The following is a 15,755-nucleotide window of genomic DNA, read 5'->3' as shown; positions in this document are numbered from 1 at the left end:
GAATAATCCTTAAAGATAACCATTTTCGGAAGGCTAAAAAAACCAGAGCCGAAGGAAATAAGTAAAGTGTTCGATTACGGACGCTTTATGTCCGAATTTGTTCGTAACTTGTTCTTTCACCGTACAAAATCGAGCTAGATAAGGCTTTTTGGCTTTGGCACCATTTTGTTAATAGAAGGAGTAAACAAGACAGCATATGGACCAGACGGCACTAGGTAAAATCCTGATTATAGATGATAACGAAGACCTACTTTTCGCGGCAAAGATGCTCTTAAAAAAGCATGCGAAGGAAGTGCATATCGAGCAGGATCCCCGTAGAATTCCTTTTTTAGTATCCAATAAGCAGTTTGATGTCATCCTACTAGACATGAACTTCACCGAGGACACGACCTCTGGAAAGGAGGGCTTTTACTGGTTGAAGCAGATTAAAGAACTCGATCCTCAGGCTGTCGTGATTTTGATTACGGCCTTTGGCAATGTGGAAATGGCGGTCCAAGCACTTAAAGAAGGAGCTACGGATTTTATTCTGAAGCCTTGGCAGAACGAAAAGCTGCTGGCCACCCTCAGCGCAGCTATGCGCCTGAAAGAGAGCTACACGACTATCGATAAGTTATCGGACAAGCAGAAGCAGTTGCAGTCAGACTTAAAGAAACCGTATACAGAGATTATCGGTGACAGTCCTGCGATGCGTAACATTTTTGCGATCATCGATAAAGTGGCGGCCACAGATGCTAATGTGCTCATCCTCGGTGAAAATGGCACTGGAAAGGAGCTCATCGCTCGTGCTATCCACGATCGCTCCCTGCGTAAAGAAGAAATTTTCGTGGGTGTGGACATGGGTGCTATCACCGAGACGCTTTTCGAAAGCGAGCTCTTCGGGCATAAAAAAGGTGCTTTTACTGATGCCAAGGAGGATCGGGCAGGGCGCTTCGAAGTGGCCGATAAAGGGACCCTTTTCCTGGATGAAATCGGCAACTTGAGCATGCCCCTGCAGTCGAAGCTGCTCACTGTGCTGCAGCGCCGAGAGGTGACGCGCATCGGCTCGAATAAGGCACAGGCCATCGATATTCGTTTAATTTGTGCCACGAATATGCCGGTTCACGACATGGTTATGGATAATGGATTTCGGCAGGATTTACTTTACCGCATTAACACCGTGGAGATCTTTTTGCCACCCCTTCGGCAGCGCCATGAAGATATTCCTGTACTGGCTAAGCATTTCTTAGGTATCTATGCGAAAAAATACCGCAAGGATTTTGCGGGCTTTACGCCCGAAGCGCTTCAGCTCCTGAGTAATTACCCCTGGCCGGGGAATATTCGGGAGCTGCAGCATGCCATCGAAAGGGCTATCATCATGGCAGAAAAAGACCGCCTGGATAGTCGGGATTTTTTCTTCCTCTCCACGAAAGTCTCTCCCGATAAACAGCCGGGAGGCGCTACTGCTAGTTCTTATAACCTAGACGAGGTAGAAAAAAATGTAATCCAACGCGCCATTGAAAAACATGGCGGCAATATATCGAAAGCAGCAAAAGAGCTGGGCCTGACCCGCGCATCGCTGTACCGCAGATTAGAAAAATATGGACTTTAAAATTGGGCTCCTCGGCCGAATTACTGCTTTAATGCTAAGTACGCTGCTCCTGGGCTACCTGATGGCCAAAGGAGGCAGCGTTTTCTTCATTTGCCTGGTGCTACTCGGGGTAGGCTATCAGGTTTTTGCGCTCACGCGCTACGCAGAGGGCTCTTTTACCACCGTGCGTGAGTTTTTAAGCAATATCAAGAAAAGCAATTACACCTCAGTGTATCCGGTCAAGTTCGACGGCACGGAAATCGACGAGCTCCATATCGACTTCAACACTATTTTAGCCAAGCTAAAAGAAGATCAGGCGGAAAAGGAAGCCAACTACCAGTATTTCCGCTCCGTTTTTCAGCATTTGTCCATCGGACTGATCACCTTTAAGCCCTCTGGAGAGGTACAGATCTTAAATACGGCGGCTAAACGGATGCTTGCCATCGAAAACTTGGGGCATATGCGTGAAGTGGAGGGCATCAATAAAGAGCTGGCACTAGCCATCAGCGATCTGCGCACGGGTGGAAGTGAATTGATAAAATTTGCACACCCCGATGGAATCATGCAGCTATCCGTGTATGCGATCGAACTTTTTCATCGCGATACAAAAATCAAACTCGTCTCGCTACAAAATATTCAAAGTGAGCTGGAAGATAAGGAAATGGAGGCCTGGCAAAACCTGGTGCGGGTGCTTACCCATGAAATCATGAACTCCATAGCGCCGATTTCATCCTTGGCAGCAACCATTCAAGGGGAGCTTTACAATAAGTTAGATCGAGAAGAGGAGGTCGGCCTAGCGGACATGGAGGATTACGCACTAGCGATCAGCACTATCCAGCGTCGCAGCGAAGGCTTGACCTCCTTCGTGGCAGATTTTCGAAACTTAGCCCAAATACCCAATCCTAAATTCGAGGCAATACGCATTCAAGCGCTTTTCGGAGCGTTACAGGTGCTGATGCAGCATCAGCTTGAACAGCAACAGGTTCACTACCACTACAGTGTTTTGCCCACCGACCTGATCGTCTATGCCGATAAACACCTCATCGAGCAGGTCTTGATCAACTTAATCCAAAATGCCATCCAAGCGATGGAAGAAGTGCAGAAGCGGGAACTTCACCTAGCAGCACAGCTAGATGAAGCCGGAAAAATCATTATCAGCGTAAGTGATACAGGAAAAGGCATAGAAGAAGAAGCCCTTAGTAAAATATTTATTCCCTTTTTTACTACGAAAAAGAAGGGCTCCGGCATCGGCCTCAGCTTGTCTAAACAAATTATGCGCCGCCATAAGGGCAACATCCTCGTGCAATCCAGCCCTGGTAAAGGGACTCAGTTCAAGCTGGTTTTCAATGCCTAGCGGGTCAAAACCCAAAAAACACCGCAGCAAATGGTAGGGGCCCTAACCACAAGTAGAGGTACCTTAAACCCACAAGGGTATCGCATCGTGATAGGGTAGGGATTCGGTTTAAGCTGGCAGACTACTTGGCTTTTCCATAGATGAGCAAGGGACCCTCACAGCTGGCCATTTCTGAATTCACCAGTTCGAAATCAGGACTTAAAAAAAGCTTTTCCGCATCTAGCTCTTGACAGCTCGCCACCAGATCTGTTCCAGTGTCGAAAACCAGACGCAGCTCATAGATAAAGCGTGGATCATCTGTGGGCAAAAGCTCAAAACGACCCAGGGCCTGGAAAGGGCTGAAAAGGGTTTCTTCCCGCTCTTCTCCTGTTCTATACCGCTGTTCGCTCAACTTAATAAAGGTCTGATCTTGAAAAAAAATATAACGATCTCTTTGCCCTTCCAGGGCAAAACCCTGCGGCGCATACAAAATCTCATCCTTCAACTCCCAGTTGCCCAGCACCCGAAAAGCCGGATCCTGAGGCTCTTTATCGCAAGAGCTTAAACTGATCAGGGCCACAAAGGCGAATAAAAGAGGGTACCAGTTTGAATTCATCTGCACTATATACGCATTCAGGCGTGTCGCTGTTTACTTGTGGCGGGATATTAAACAGAAATTTTCAGTTTTCCTAATACAACCTTCATAAATCCAAAATCCTACTTTAAAAAATCAAGAAGACAAAAGAAAAACTTCTCAATAACTTCATCCCTTTTGTTTTCTATGGCCACTGAAAAGCAGGAAATTAGTGAAAAGTCAAGAATCCTTTAACACTGCAAGCCGCGTGAAAACACATTACAAGACTCTTATCATTTCTGACCTGCACCTGGGCACTTCTGGCTCTAAAGCCAAGGAACTGGGCCGCTTTCTGAAACTGCACACCTGTGAGACGCTGATTTTAAATGGCGACATCATCGATGGCTGGCAGTTGAAAAAATCCGGAAAATGGCACCGTAAGCATACACGCTTTTTTACGCGAATGTTAAAAATGATCGAGCAGGATAACACCAAGGTCTTTTATCTCCGCGGCAACCACGATGATTTTTTAGATCAAATTTTACCCCTGCAGATCGGGAACCTGCACATCCAAAAAGACCTGCTCTACACGAGTGCCGATAAAAAATACTGGATCACCCATGGCGATGTGTTCGATAGTGTCACCAGCCAGTTTCGCTGGATCGCCTATCTCGGGGACCAGGGATATACCTTTTTGCTGTGGTTAAATAAATGGCTCAACTACCACCGACGGCGGCGCGGGCTTCCCTATTTTTCGCTCAGCCAATACGTAAAGGCGCGGGTGAAGTCGGCCGTCAGCTATATCGATGATTTCGAACAGGAGCTAGCGAAGATGGCACGGGCTAAAGGCTGTGATGGCATCATCTGTGGCCATATTCATAAGGCTGAAAACCGCATGATCGATGGAATTCACTATCTCAACTCGGGCGACTGGGTGGAAACTATGAGTGCGCTGGCTGAGGATGAAGCCGGTAACTGGCAGGTCATCTACTACCATGAGGCCGGGGGCCAAAGGTCCACAAGTGGCGCAGAGGAGAGTGGCGATGCGCAGACGGCAACCCCTTCCCTTAAGGTTGCGCCTTGGCCCGAAGACTTCAAAACCGTGGCCTTCAGTGCTTTTTTACCCCCGCATGGCTCCGGGTCTAGAAGAACGAATCCATGAAAATCGCCTTTATCATCCAGGGGGAGGGGCGCGGACACCTTTCGCAAGCACTGGCCCTAGCTCCCATTTTAGAGGCTGCTGGCTGGGAGATCTGTGCCGTCCTGATCGGACAAAGCCGCCGGCGTCAGCTGCCCGCTTACGTGCAGGCCGGGTTCCGAAAGCCGGTCCTGCGCTTCGCCAGCCCGAACTTTGCGCTTCAGCGCGGGGCGCGGGGCATCTCCTATGGTCGTACGCTGTGGGAAAACCTGCTGCGCTTACCCCAGTTCGTCCACAGCCTACGCGTTTTACACCGCTATCTGGACGAAGCAAAGCCAGACATTATCTTGAATTTTTACGATCTGCTGCCTCCGCTTTATCGCTTGCTCTATCCGCAGTCCGCCCGCTACTGGTGCATCGGGCATCAATACACCTGCCTGCTGCCCGATTTCCCTGCACCGAAAGGACAGCGCATCGCACGTGCCCTTTTTCGCGCACTGAGTGCATGGACGGCTCGAGGTGCCGAGCGCCTGTTGGTTTTGCATTATGCCGGGGAACGGCGACAAGAAGGCCGGGCGCTGCTGATGCCGCCCCTCCTGCGCCCTGAAGTGTATGCACTGCAACCTACGGCAGGGGATTACCTGCTGGCCTATGCTGTGAACTATGGCTATGCTGAAGAGCTAAAACAGGTGGCAGTTGCCCATCCGGAATGGCAGTTGCGTGCCTTTTGGGACCATCCTGAGCATCCTGAGCCCTTCCAGGCAGCCCCGAACCTCTGCTTTTATCCCTTGGATGGGCAGCATTTTTTAGCACAGTTGGCTGGCGCCAAAGCCTTTTTAAGTACGGCAGGTTTTGAGTCGATTTGTGAGGCCTTGTACCTGGGGAAACCTGTGGCAGTACTTCCTGTGGCTGGGCAGTATGAGCAGCACTGTAATGCCGAGGAGCTCGCGCTGCTGCAACTCGCGCATGTGGTAGCGGAATTTCATCCGAAAGCCTTACTGGCAGACACGGACGATGTGCTTTCGTCCGTCCGCTACCCAAGCCAAGGGGAAGCAGAAAAAATGTGGCAGAATACGTTTCACGAAGCAGCTAGGCCCAAGGGATTTACCGAAACAAAAAGCGCTGAATTTCAGGAGAAATGAGGTGATCGGGATTTTCTCCCAACTCCCCTGAGAGGCTATGCAAACGATTTCGAAAAATAAATAGCGGGAAAAACGAAACTCATCCTCTAAAATCACGCTTTCGTAGGTGATTATCTTGTAAATTCAAGGTTCAATTTAGGCCCACAAAGCATGAGTACGGAAAAGGCAAGACTGGAAGAGGATAAAGCGAAAAAAAAGCACTGGAAAAAATGGGGTCCTTATCTGACAGAACGTCAGTGGGGCACAGTTCGCGAAGATTACAGCCCGAATGGTGCGGCATGGGATAATGTTACCCATGACGATGCCCGCAGCAAAGCCTACCGCTGGGGAGAGGAAGGCATCGGAGGGATTTCCGATCATAAACAAAAGCTCTGCGTCGCCTGGGCTTTTTGGAATGGTCAGGATCCCTTTATTAAAGAAAGACTCTTTGGCCTAACAGGCCCCCAGGGCAACCATGGCGAGGATGTGAAGGAGCTGTATTACTACCTGGATTCCACCCCTACGCACAGCTACATGAAGATGCTGTACAAGTACCCCCAGCAGGCTTTTCCCTATCAAAACCTAATCGAAGAAAACCGAAGAAGAACGAAAGAGCATCCCGAGTACGAGCTGCTGGACACGGGCGTCTTCGATGAGGATCGCTATTTCGATATCGAACTGGAGTATGCCAAGCAGGACGTGGAGGATATCGTCCTGAAGGCGACCGTGCATAATCGCGGCCCCGAGGCGGCGTCTATCGTGGTGATGCCGACGATTTGGTTTCGCAAAACCTGGTTTACAGGTCATGAGCCTTTTATGCCCTCGCTGACGAAAAAGTCCGACCACCAGCTGCTGGCTTTCTCGCCGAAAAGTGGCAATTTTTATTTTAACTTCAGCGATGCGCCGGAGCTCCAGTTTTGTGATAATGAAACGAATCGGGAACGACTTTACAGGATCCCGAATGAGAAAAAATACTTAAAAGACGCGATCAATGACTATGTAGTAAGGGGTGAAACTGCTCACTTGAATCCCGCCCACAGAGGCACGAAAGCAGCGGCCATCTATCGATTAGAGATTCCTGCAGGTGAGTACCGCAGCGTGTACCTGCGCATGAGCCATCTCGATCACGCACAGGCCCTAGAAGAAGCAGAAGGTATTTTGCGCCAGCGCAAAAAAGAAGCCGACGAATTCTATGGTGCTTTTCAAGCACGGGTTACAGAACCTGAACATCGTAATATCCAGCGCCAAGCCTTCGCGGGGATGATGTGGTCCAAGCAGTTTTACTATTATAATGTAGAGCGCTGGCTCGAAGGAGATCCCGGCCGCTACCAGCCTCCGAAGCAGCGAAAGAAAGGAAGGAACCATGAGTGGACGCATCTCCAAAATTACGACATCATCTCCATGCCGGACAAGTGGGAATACCCTTGGTATGCGGCTTGGGACCTGGCGTTTCATTGCATTCCGATCGCACGCATCGACCCGGAATTTGCGAAAGATCAGCTCCTGCTACTCCTAAACGAGTGGTACATGCACCCGAATGGCCAAATCCCCGCCTATGAATGGAATTTCTCGGATGTGAACCCGCCCGTGCATGCGCTAGGGGTTTCGCGCGTGTACCAAATCGACAAGAAAGCCAATGGTGGTAAGGGAGATTTTGAGTTTTTAGAGCGCGCTTTTCATAAATTGATGCTGAACTTTACCTGGTGGGTCAACCAAAAAGATGGGGACGGCAAAAACATTTTTGAAGGGGGCTTCCTCGGGCTGGATAACATTTCGGTGATCGACAGAAGCCATGCCGCAAAATACCTGGGAAAACTGGAACAGGCGGATGCTACCTCTTGGATGGCGATGTTTTGTTTGAATATGCTCCGTATCTCCCTCGACCTCTGCGAGTTCAATAAAGTATACCAGCATACAGCGACGAAATTTCTGGAACATTTCCTCTACATCGCTGGTGCGATGAATAACCTTTCTGGGGAGAACATCAGTATGTGGGACGATGAGGAAAACTTCTTCTTTGATGTCTTTCACTTGCCCGGTAAGGAACCGAAGGTTATGAAACTCAAATCGATCGTGGGCATCATCCCGCTTTTTGCGGTGGAGCCGATCCGGGAAGAAATGTTCGAAGGGCTGCCAGAATTTAAAAAACGGATGGATTTCTTCATGAAAGAAAAACCGAAGTTAGCCGCGCTGGTCTCCTCTTGGATTCAGCCGGGCAATGAAAAACGGCGTCTGTTTTCCCTGCTACGGGGCCACCGCATGAAAAGCATCTTGCATAAAATGCTCGATCCGGAGGAGTTCCTCTCCCCTTTTGGGATTCGCTCCATGTCGAAAGACCATGAGAAAAACCCCTACTCGATGCGGCTAAATGGCACGGTTACGACCGTAAAATATGTGCCTGGCGAGTCGGATACGCTTATGTTTGGCGGTAACTCGAACTGGAGAGGGCCGATATGGTTTCCGATTAATTACCTGATCATCGAGTCACTAAAGAAGTTTGATTTCTACTATGGTGGTGAATTTTCGATCGAGTACCCTACCGGTAGTGGAAATTTCTTTACGATGGACCTTATCGCCAAGGAGCTCTCCATGCGCTTGATCCAGCTATTTTTACCCGATGCCTCCGGCAAAAGACCCGTAAATGGCCCCTATGAGAAGTTGAACACGGATCCCCATTTTAAAGACTACGTGCTTTTCTTCGAGTATTTCCATGGAGATAATGGCCGCGGTATGGGGGCTTCCCATCAGACAGGTTGGACGGGCTTGGTATCCGAACTCATCTATAAGTATTATAAAGAAGAACGGTACACGAATGAACCAGCTCCTACCTTATTTAGAAGCTAAGCGTTTAGAGGCAGGTTGTGATGAAGTGGGCAGGGGATGTCTGGCAGGGCCGGTAGTGGCTGCTGCGGTTATCTTGCCTGCGGACTTCTACCATCCGCTCTTAAACGACTCGAAAAAAGTGCCTAAGGCCGCCCGCCCCGCACTGGCCGCCTACATCCAAGAAAAAGCGCTCGCTTGGCATATCGCTCAAGCGGAGGTCGAAGAAATCGATAAAATGAATATTCTAAATGCCTCTTTTTTAGCCATGGAGCGCGCTGTGGAGGGCCTAGCACAGGCTCCAGACTTTTTACTTATCGACGGCAATCGCTTTCGAAGCCAGCTTGACATTCCCTTTAGCTGCATCGTGAAAGGAGATGGAAAGTTTCAGAGCATCGCCGCCGCCTCTATCCTAGCTAAGGTGTATCGGGATGTCCTGATGGAAAAACTGGCCAAGGAATTTCCCGCTTACCAGTGGGAAAAAAATGCAGGATATCCGACTAAGGCCCACCGAGCTGGCATCCTTGCACATGGGCTCAGTCCGCATCATCGCAAAAGTTTCCGGCAGCTAGCAGACACGCTACCCCTGCCCTTTTCGCCCTAGGTGTTCTTTGCGGCGCGCCGCAAAGGAAAACCAAGCAGAAGCGCTCAGGTACCCTGCTGCTTAGAGCGCTTAGGAACAGCTACCACCTACTCGAAGAAAAGCTGTCGCTTATAGACGACTTGGAACTGTCCGAGCATGTTACGAAAACGATTCGTGGACATATTTCCATCGAGGGCGTCTGATAGCGTAAGGAAAAGACTTCCTTCCAAGCCGATACGATCTTTGTCTGTCAGCCGGTAGTGCGCCCCCATGCGGATAGGAAAGTAAACGTGTACACTCGTTTCGCGTCGTTGAAGCGTGTTCTCCATCAGGCTTTCCCCTTGTTGGATCTGAACGAGGCGATTTACGACCATTCCCCCCACGCCGGCAGCTGCATACACATTAAAGCGATTGCCCCCATAAAAAGGGGAGCGTGAAAAAAGGTGAACGCGTGGCGCCACATCGATAAAGAGTGCCTGCCCATTCACTTGAAAAGGCTGTTCTGCCTCCGCCCAGTTCGCTAGGCGAGTTTCTGACTGCGCACTAAAAGGCAAGCTCCTAAGAAACTGTACCCCCGTGGTGGCCTGCACAGAAAAATGCCGATTAAGCTCTTGCTCGAAACCAAGGCTAAAAGCAGGCTGGAGGGCGACCTCGACGTTACTGAAATTACCTCCCGTGGTGGCATACATAAACGATGGCCCCGCAGCCACGGAAACCCAGCGCCTGTTGACTTTTTCACTCCAGTCAAATTTTTGTCCGAAAGCCTCGGGAACGACGAAAAACGCAAGCAAAAGAAATATCGGGTGACGCATATGAAATAATGTTTGTATTAAACTATCAATTCTTATGCCAGCTATCTATGATAATACTTTTTAACAGATAAAATTGAATTTTTTAATGCATGAGCGTAACACCCTTTCAAACCAGAAGAGGGTAAATTACAAACAGTCTTTATTCATTTTTTACATTAAGTTTGCTTCGTAATTAAATTTTTTTTGTAAATTTACTTTCTCATAAACCATCGCTTATGACGACGCAGACATTCACCCCTGTGGAGCAGGCCTTTTACAAGCAAGCAGGCAGCCCCAGCATCAGCACCCAAGTCCCCTATGTGTTAGTTGATAATTTCCCCAAGCTGGGACTTCTCACCGCATGTCGGTTTTTAGAGTGGGTTTCATTAAATCCGGAGGGGGTCATCAGCCTCCCCACGGGCAAGACTCCGGAATATTTCATAAAATGGACGCAGTTTTTACTCCGCGAGTGGGAGAGCCCGAAGGGTGTTGCGATTCGCAAGGAAAATGGCTTAGAAAAGGTAGCTAAACCTGTTCTATCCGGTTTGCGTTTTGTGCAGATCGACGAGTTTTTCCCTATCAGTGCACGCCAGAAGAATAGCTTCCACCATTATGTGGAGGAGTATTACCTCAAAGGATTCGGTCTGAAGCGGGAGAATGCGCTTTTAATCAATTGTGACGAAATACCACTGGCAGGGGGCAAGCATTTTTCAGAGGTTTTTCCGGACTTACGGGTGGATCTTTCTTTGCGCTTCCGGGAAGCGCAAAACGAACAGGAGGTCCTGCAGCAGGAATCCATCTACCTGATCGATCAGTGGTGTGGTGCCTACGAGGAGAAGGTTCGTGCCATGGGTGGAATCGGCTTTTTCTTAGGGGGCATCGGACCGGATGGACATATCGCCTTTAACACGAGAGGTTCGCACCGCTACAGTGTGACGCGCCTGACAGAAACGAATTTTGAGACGCAGGCTGTGGCGGCGGGCGACCTAGGCGGTATCGAGGTATCGGCAAATCGACTTGTCATCACAATCGGCTTAGAAACGATCACCTATAAACCGGAGGCTGTAGCGATCATTATCGCGGCGGGTGAGGCGAAGGCGGGCATTATAAAAGAAAGCTTGGAGCAGCCGCTATCGAATCGTTATCCTGCCACTGTCTTGCAGGTGCTTCCTAACAGTCGCTTTTATCTGACCAAAGGGGCAGCTTGCAAGCTACGTGACGAGGTGGACCGCTACTATTCCACAGGCCCATGGAGCGAGGCGAAAACAGACCGCGCGGTTATGGACCTGTGTAAAAAATTAGGCAAATACGGCCATCGCATTACCTTAGACGAACTGAAGCAAGACCCCTACGCCCGACTCATTCCAGACCTTTCCGAGGAAACGATCCCACAGGTGAGTGCCCGGATGATCGAAAAGCTAAATAAAGGCATCGAAAAAGAAACCAATCAGGTGCTCCTCCATACCGGGCCGCATCATGATGACATTTCTTTAGGGATTTTACCCCATATCACAAACCAGCTGAATGAACGCAGTAACGATGCGCATTTCGCTGTGCTGACCTCTGGCTTTACTGCCGTGACAAATCGATTCGTGATCGATACGCTCATCGAAACCAAGCGCTTACTCGATGAGGAGCAGATTCAAATGGTCAAATACGAAGACTTTTTCCGCAGTGGGTATAAGTTGAAAACAGATAAGGACGTCTACCATTACCTCACGAATGTAGCCTCGGAGCGGCAGAGTCAGCGCTTGCGTGGCTTGTGCCACCGCGTGGTACGTGCCCTGGTAAGTATTTTCACTATTCCGGATCGCCAGAAATTACGTGAGACCATAAATGAAGTGATCACAGTGCTGCGCAACTCCTATGACGGAGAGAAAAACCCGCCCAAAATTCAGAAGCTAAAAGGCATGATCCGGGAATTTGAGGAGGAACTCGTATGGGCGCATTTCGGCGTGCAAGTAAAGCAGGTCCACCATTTACGGCTTGGCTTTTATACGGGGGATATTTTCACGGAGCAGCCCGAGCGGCAGCGGGATGTGGAGCCGATAGTAGCGCTTTTCCGTCAGGTGAAACCAACAAAAATTTCTTTGACCTTAGACCCAGAGGGTTCAGGCCCTGACACCCACTACAAAGTACTTCAGGCCACCGCGGAAGCTGTGCGTCAGTGGAGTAAGGAGCACGACTGCAGTGATCTGCGCATCATCGGCTACCGCAATGTCTGGTTCCAGTTCCAGGCCGACGAAAGTGATGTGATCGTACCCGTTTCCCTCGGAGACATGTCGGTGATGGAAGATAGCTTCGCCAACTGTTACCTCAGTCAGGTCCATGCTTCCTTTCCGAGCTATGCCCATAATGGCAAGTTCAGCACCATCGCGAAGCGCACCTGGGTCAACCAGTTGAGTGACATGCAGCTCCTCTTGGGTAAAAATTATTTTTACCTGCACGAAACCGCCCAAGTGCGGGCTAGCCATGGCTTGATTTTCTTTAAGGATATGGATGTGCCGACCTTTTTAGCCCATGCCCGCGCCTTAGAAAAAACGATGGAAGGACTTTTGTAAGTTTTGCAATGACTCCAATTAAATCAACTTCTCACCTATTCAACCTGCAGCAGCGTCGAGGCGCTGCTGTTCTTTTCTCATGAAGCGAACGGCACTTCCTATTTTAGGCATCGATATCGGGGGAACGAATGTAAAAGCGGCCTTGTATCAGAACGGTAAACTACAGCGGCTTCAGCGTTTGCCCACGCCTGCTGCTGCGAGTGGAGAGGATTTTCTGGATTTTCTGCATGACCTTATCCGAGACTATCAGGAGCAAAACACGCTGGCGGGCATCGGACTGGCTAGCCCTGGGCTTATCGATGTGCAGCGTGGACGTGTCCTCCAGGTAAATAGTCTGCCTGGACTGGAAGATTATCCCCTCTGCCAGCGTCTCGAGGAAGCCTTTCACTTGCCCGTTACTCTAGAAAATGATGCGAATGCCCATGCCTATGCAGAACATGTCTCTGGTGCTGCTCAGGGGAGTGCCAGCAGTGTGACCCTATCCTTGGGAACTGGATTAGGAGGAGGCATCGTCATCCAGGACCAACTTATCCGCGGGCAGTTTTCGGCGGCGGGAGAGTGGTGCAGCGTACCCTATCTAGCAGGCACTTACGAAAGCTACTGCTCTTCCGTTTTTTTCTACCGTGAATATCAAGGCAGTCCAGAGGCCTGCTTCCAGGCTGCTCAGGCAGGAGATATTCGGGCATTAGGCCTATGGACCCTTTTCGGTCAGCACCTCGGTGCACTGGCTCGAACGGTGGCCTCTATTTTAGCCCCCGACTGCATCGTCTTCAGTGGAACCATCAGCCAGGCCTTTCCCCTCTTCGAAAGCGCCCTTCAGGAGGCCTTTCAGCAGCATCCCTATGCCTTGCTGCGTAAAAGTACCCAGATCCGAAAGGCCTCCCTCCCGGAAAGTGGCGCGCTCGGTGCGGCTCTTTTGTTTGCGCAGGCGCAAAGGCCATCCGCACAGCAGCCCTCCACACCTAAGATTCTTCGCTCACTAAGGCCCTAAAGCGTCGAAATGTATTTTCTACCCCGTATCTTTTAGCCCCAGTAAAATATTTAGTAACTTGCTGCTTTAAAACTGGACGCTATTATGATTTATAATTCCATCATCGAGACGATCGGCAACACACCGCTAGTCCGCTTAAACAAGGTCAATGCCGGCATTCCCGGAGAGATTCTGGTGAAAGTAGAATATTTTAACCCCGGAAACTCCATGAAAGACCGCATGGCCATCAAGATGGTGGAAGATGCGGAAAAGGCCGGCATCCTAAAACCGGGCGGCACGATCATCGAAGGAACGAGTGGAAACACTGGCATGGGGCTGGCGCTGGCGGCTATCGCCAAAGGCTACCGCTGTATCTTCACCATGGCCGATAAACAGTCCAAAGAAAAAATCGACATCCTACGTGCTGTGGGCGCAGAAGTTATCGTCTGCCCTACCAATGTCAGCCCCGAAGACCCACGCTCCTACTACTCCGTAGCACGAAAGCTGAACGCCGACATCCCGAACTCCTTCTACCCGAATCAGTACGACAACCTCTCCAATGCCCAGGCGCACTATGAAACGACAGGCCCGGAAATCTGGAAGGATTCAGAAGGAAAAATCACCCATTATGCCGCTGGCGTAGGGACAGGAGGATCTATGTGCGGCACAGCACGCTATCTAAAGGAGCAAAACCCCGCTATCGTCACCGTAGGCATCGACACCTATGGTTCCGTATTTAAAAAATATAAGGAGACAGGGGTTTTCGATGAAAACGAAGTCTACCCTTACCTCACAGAAGGTATCGGCGAAGACATCCTACCGAAAAATGTTGACTTCGACCTGATCGATCATTTCATTAAAGTCACCGATAAGGATGCAGCCGTCATGACGCGTCGACTGAGCCGCGAAGAAGGTCTCTTCATCGGCTGGTCCTGCGGGGCAGCCGTACACGGCGCCCTTGAATACGCCCGTCAAAACCTGAAAGAAGGGGATCGCATGGTCATCATCCTTCCCGACCACGGCACGCGCTACCTCGGCAAAGTGTATAACGATGACTGGATGCGTAACCATGGCTTTCTGGAAGATAAGCAGTTCGCAACCGCACGGGACATATTGGCCGCTAGAAATGGAAGCTTTACCTTGCATGCCGTCACGAAAGACACGACAGTTCGGGAGGCGATTCAACTGATGCATTCCAGCAGCGTCTCTCAGATTCCTGTGCTCGACGCCCAGCAGGTGGTCGGTTCGATCACAGACAGCAAGCTACTTTCGCGTATCATCGAAAATCCAGAATTACGCGAGCAAACGGTAGAAGCAGTGATGGAGCCCTCCATGAAGTTTGTGGCCCTGGACAGCACCCTGGACGTGCTGAGCTCTATGGTCGATAAGGAAAAGGCCGTTTTGGTGCGGGACACCCAGAACCAGGTGCATATCATCACCAAGCATGATCTCTTGGAAGCGATGACGCGTTAAGCAGCATACACAGGAACAGATAATTTGATAAAATTTCCAAAACCAGCACCCTCGTGACTCCTTCTTGCGTTAGGAAGTGACGAGGGTGAACCGTTTTCCTATGGAAGAGCAAACGATCAAAAAAGCCTTACAAGCCGCTGAACAAGCACCAGACCACGCGCTAGCCTGGCAGCGCGCCTGGAAATTGTTTAAGGAGAATGCCTGGATGAGTTTCGTCTATGGCATGGGCATCGTGGCGGCTCTCCTGCTACTGGCCCTCGAGTACCCTGCCGTATACCTTATTTTCAGTGTGCTGGTCCTGCCCCCTCTGTGCTTTGGCTTCTATCTGGTGGCCAACAAAAAACACCAAGGGGAGCACATCGTGTATACGGACTTCTATCAAGGCTTTCGCTTTATGTACCCCGCCGTCTCGGTCTGGCTGATCGGACAGGCCGCTACACTTGTCGGAGCCCTTCTTTTGGTTCTGCCCGGCATTTATCTGCTGGTGGCCTTTAGCTATGGTAGCTTGATCGCCCTATTTTTCGGGCTGGACCCCCTTCGCTCGCTCATCCTAAGCGTACAGCTCATCCATAAGCGCTGGTTGCACTTTTTACTGATCGGGCTCAGCGTCTATGCACTGAATTTAGTTGCCTCTTTTGTCACAGTAGGTCTTGGGTTGGCACTAACCCTGCCTCTGAGCTTCTATTTTTATTACTTCCTATTTTATGAGCAGATCGGTCAGTATGCACTAGAAGAGGAGGTGAACACAGTTTCGGAAGAAAAGGAAGACCCTCCTGCTTAGGCAGAGATAAGGACATAGGATTTTGCCTAGCGGCAAAAAGCTT

General features: G+C 50.0%; 12 protein-coding genes. 10 read left to right on the top strand and 2 right to left on the bottom strand.

What is annotated here, in order from left to right; genetic code table 11:
• Positions 1 to 196 precede the first annotated feature (196 nt).
• Both ACXIT9_RS10685 and ACXIT9_RS10680 read left to right on the top strand, forming a co-directional pair.
• A complete protein-coding gene (locus ACXIT9_RS10685) occupies positions 197 to 1,588 on the top strand; it encodes a sigma-54-dependent transcriptional regulator (RefSeq protein ID WP_458056219.1) in 1,392 nt (463 codons plus the stop codon).
• Complete coding sequence (locus ACXIT9_RS10680; protein ID WP_458056218.1) at positions 1,578 to 2,921, top strand: sensor histidine kinase; 1,344 nt, start codon at positions 1,578 to 1,580, stop codon at positions 2,919 to 2,921. The genes ACXIT9_RS10685 and ACXIT9_RS10680 overlap by 11 nt, the downstream gene beginning before the upstream one ends.
• Positions 2,922 to 3,042: 121 nt before the next feature.
• Here ACXIT9_RS10680 and ACXIT9_RS10675 read toward each other — a convergent pair whose 3' ends face one another.
• Positions 3,043 to 3,516 carry a hypothetical protein gene (locus ACXIT9_RS10675; protein WP_458056217.1) on the bottom strand — a complete coding sequence of 158 codons (474 nt, stop codon included), beginning with the start codon at positions 3,514 to 3,516 and terminating at the stop codon, positions 3,043 to 3,045.
• Between the two features lie 226 nt (positions 3,517 to 3,742).
• Between ACXIT9_RS10675 and ACXIT9_RS10670 the strand changes: the two genes are divergently transcribed.
• The 4 genes from ACXIT9_RS10670 (at position 3,743) to ACXIT9_RS10655 (ending at position 9,157) form a co-directional block, all read left to right on the top strand.
• The gene (locus ACXIT9_RS10670) at positions 3,743 to 4,636 is read left to right on the top strand and encodes a UDP-2,3-diacylglucosamine diphosphatase (RefSeq protein ID WP_458056216.1); all 894 of its coding nucleotides are present in this window, start codon (positions 3,743 to 3,745) and stop codon (positions 4,634 to 4,636) included.
• The gene (locus tag ACXIT9_RS10665; protein WP_458056215.1) at positions 4,633 to 5,754 is read left to right on the top strand and encodes a glycosyltransferase family protein; all 1,122 of its coding nucleotides are present in this window, start codon (positions 4,633 to 4,635) and stop codon (positions 5,752 to 5,754) included. Before ACXIT9_RS10670 ends, ACXIT9_RS10665 begins: the two co-directional genes overlap by 4 nt.
• Before the next feature lie 150 nt (positions 5,755 to 5,904).
• Positions 5,905 to 8,577 (top strand): MGH1-like glycoside hydrolase domain-containing protein, encoded by a 2,673-nt coding sequence (locus ACXIT9_RS10660; RefSeq protein WP_458056214.1) that lies wholly within the window; start codon positions 5,905 to 5,907, stop codon positions 8,575 to 8,577.
• Positions 8,546 to 9,157, top strand: coding sequence for a ribonuclease HII (locus ACXIT9_RS10655; RefSeq protein ID WP_458056213.1), 612 nt, complete (start codon positions 8,546 to 8,548; stop codon positions 9,155 to 9,157). Before ACXIT9_RS10660 ends, ACXIT9_RS10655 begins: the two co-directional genes overlap by 32 nt.
• An 86-nt stretch (positions 9,158 to 9,243) precedes the next feature.
• Here the strand turns inward: ACXIT9_RS10655 and ACXIT9_RS10650 are convergent, their stop codons facing one another.
• Entirely contained in the window at positions 9,244 to 9,948 is a 705-nt protein-coding gene (locus tag ACXIT9_RS10650) for a hypothetical protein (protein WP_458056212.1), read from the bottom strand.
• Between the two features lie 215 nt (positions 9,949 to 10,163).
• On the opposite strand from ACXIT9_RS10650, the gene ACXIT9_RS10645 reads away from it, so the two are divergent.
• From ACXIT9_RS10645 to ACXIT9_RS10630, 4 genes are all read left to right on the top strand, one after another.
• Complete coding sequence (locus ACXIT9_RS10645; RefSeq protein ID WP_458056211.1) at positions 10,164 to 12,488, top strand: glucosamine-6-phosphate isomerase; 2,325 nt, start codon at positions 10,164 to 10,166, stop codon at positions 12,486 to 12,488.
• A gap of 79 nt (positions 12,489 to 12,567) precedes the next feature.
• Positions 12,568 to 13,479: an ROK family protein gene (locus tag ACXIT9_RS10640; protein WP_458056210.1), complete on the top strand. Its 912-nt coding sequence runs from the start codon at positions 12,568 to 12,570 to the stop codon at positions 13,477 to 13,479.
• Between the two features lie 84 nt (positions 13,480 to 13,563).
• Positions 13,564 to 14,931 carry a cystathionine beta-synthase gene (locus ACXIT9_RS10635; protein ID WP_458056209.1) on the top strand — a complete coding sequence of 456 codons (1,368 nt, stop codon included), beginning with the start codon at positions 13,564 to 13,566 and terminating at the stop codon, positions 14,929 to 14,931.
• Between the two features lie 100 nt (positions 14,932 to 15,031).
• Positions 15,032 to 15,712, top strand: coding sequence for a hypothetical protein (locus ACXIT9_RS10630; protein WP_458056208.1), 681 nt, complete (start codon positions 15,032 to 15,034; stop codon positions 15,710 to 15,712).
• The last annotated feature ends 43 nt before the right edge of the window (positions 15,713 to 15,755 follow it).

The sequence above is a fragment of the Nitritalea sp. genome (assembly GCF_054166705.1).
This window is presented reverse-complemented; position numbering and strand designations above follow the sequence as displayed.

Coding starts and splice junctions, on each gene's coding strand:
- ACXIT9_RS10685 (WP_458056219.1), top strand. CDS start 197: ATGGACCAGACGGCACTAGGTAAAATCCTGATTATAGATGATAACGAA.
- ACXIT9_RS10680 (WP_458056218.1), top strand. CDS start 1,578: ATGGACTTTAAAATTGGGCTCCTCGGCCGAATTACTGCTTTAATGCTA.
- ACXIT9_RS10675 (WP_458056217.1), bottom strand. CDS start 3,516: ATGAATTCAAACTGGTACCCTCTTTTATTCGCCTTTGTGGCCCTGATC.
- ACXIT9_RS10665 (WP_458056215.1), top strand. CDS start 4,633: ATGAAAATCGCCTTTATCATCCAGGGGGAGGGGCGCGGACACCTTTCG.
- ACXIT9_RS10660 (WP_458056214.1), top strand. CDS start 5,905: ATGAGTACGGAAAAGGCAAGACTGGAAGAGGATAAAGCGAAAAAAAAG.
- ACXIT9_RS10655 (WP_458056213.1), top strand. CDS start 8,546: ATGAACCAGCTCCTACCTTATTTAGAAGCTAAGCGTTTAGAGGCAGGT.
- ACXIT9_RS10650 (WP_458056212.1), bottom strand. CDS start 9,948: ATGCGTCACCCGATATTTCTTTTGCTTGCGTTTTTCGTCGTTCCCGAG.
- ACXIT9_RS10645 (WP_458056211.1), top strand. CDS start 10,164: ATGACGACGCAGACATTCACCCCTGTGGAGCAGGCCTTTTACAAGCAA.
- ACXIT9_RS10640 (WP_458056210.1), top strand. CDS start 12,568: ATGAAGCGAACGGCACTTCCTATTTTAGGCATCGATATCGGGGGAACG.
- ACXIT9_RS10635 (WP_458056209.1), top strand. CDS start 13,564: ATGATTTATAATTCCATCATCGAGACGATCGGCAACACACCGCTAGTC.
- ACXIT9_RS10630 (WP_458056208.1), top strand. CDS start 15,032: ATGGAAGAGCAAACGATCAAAAAAGCCTTACAAGCCGCTGAACAAGCA.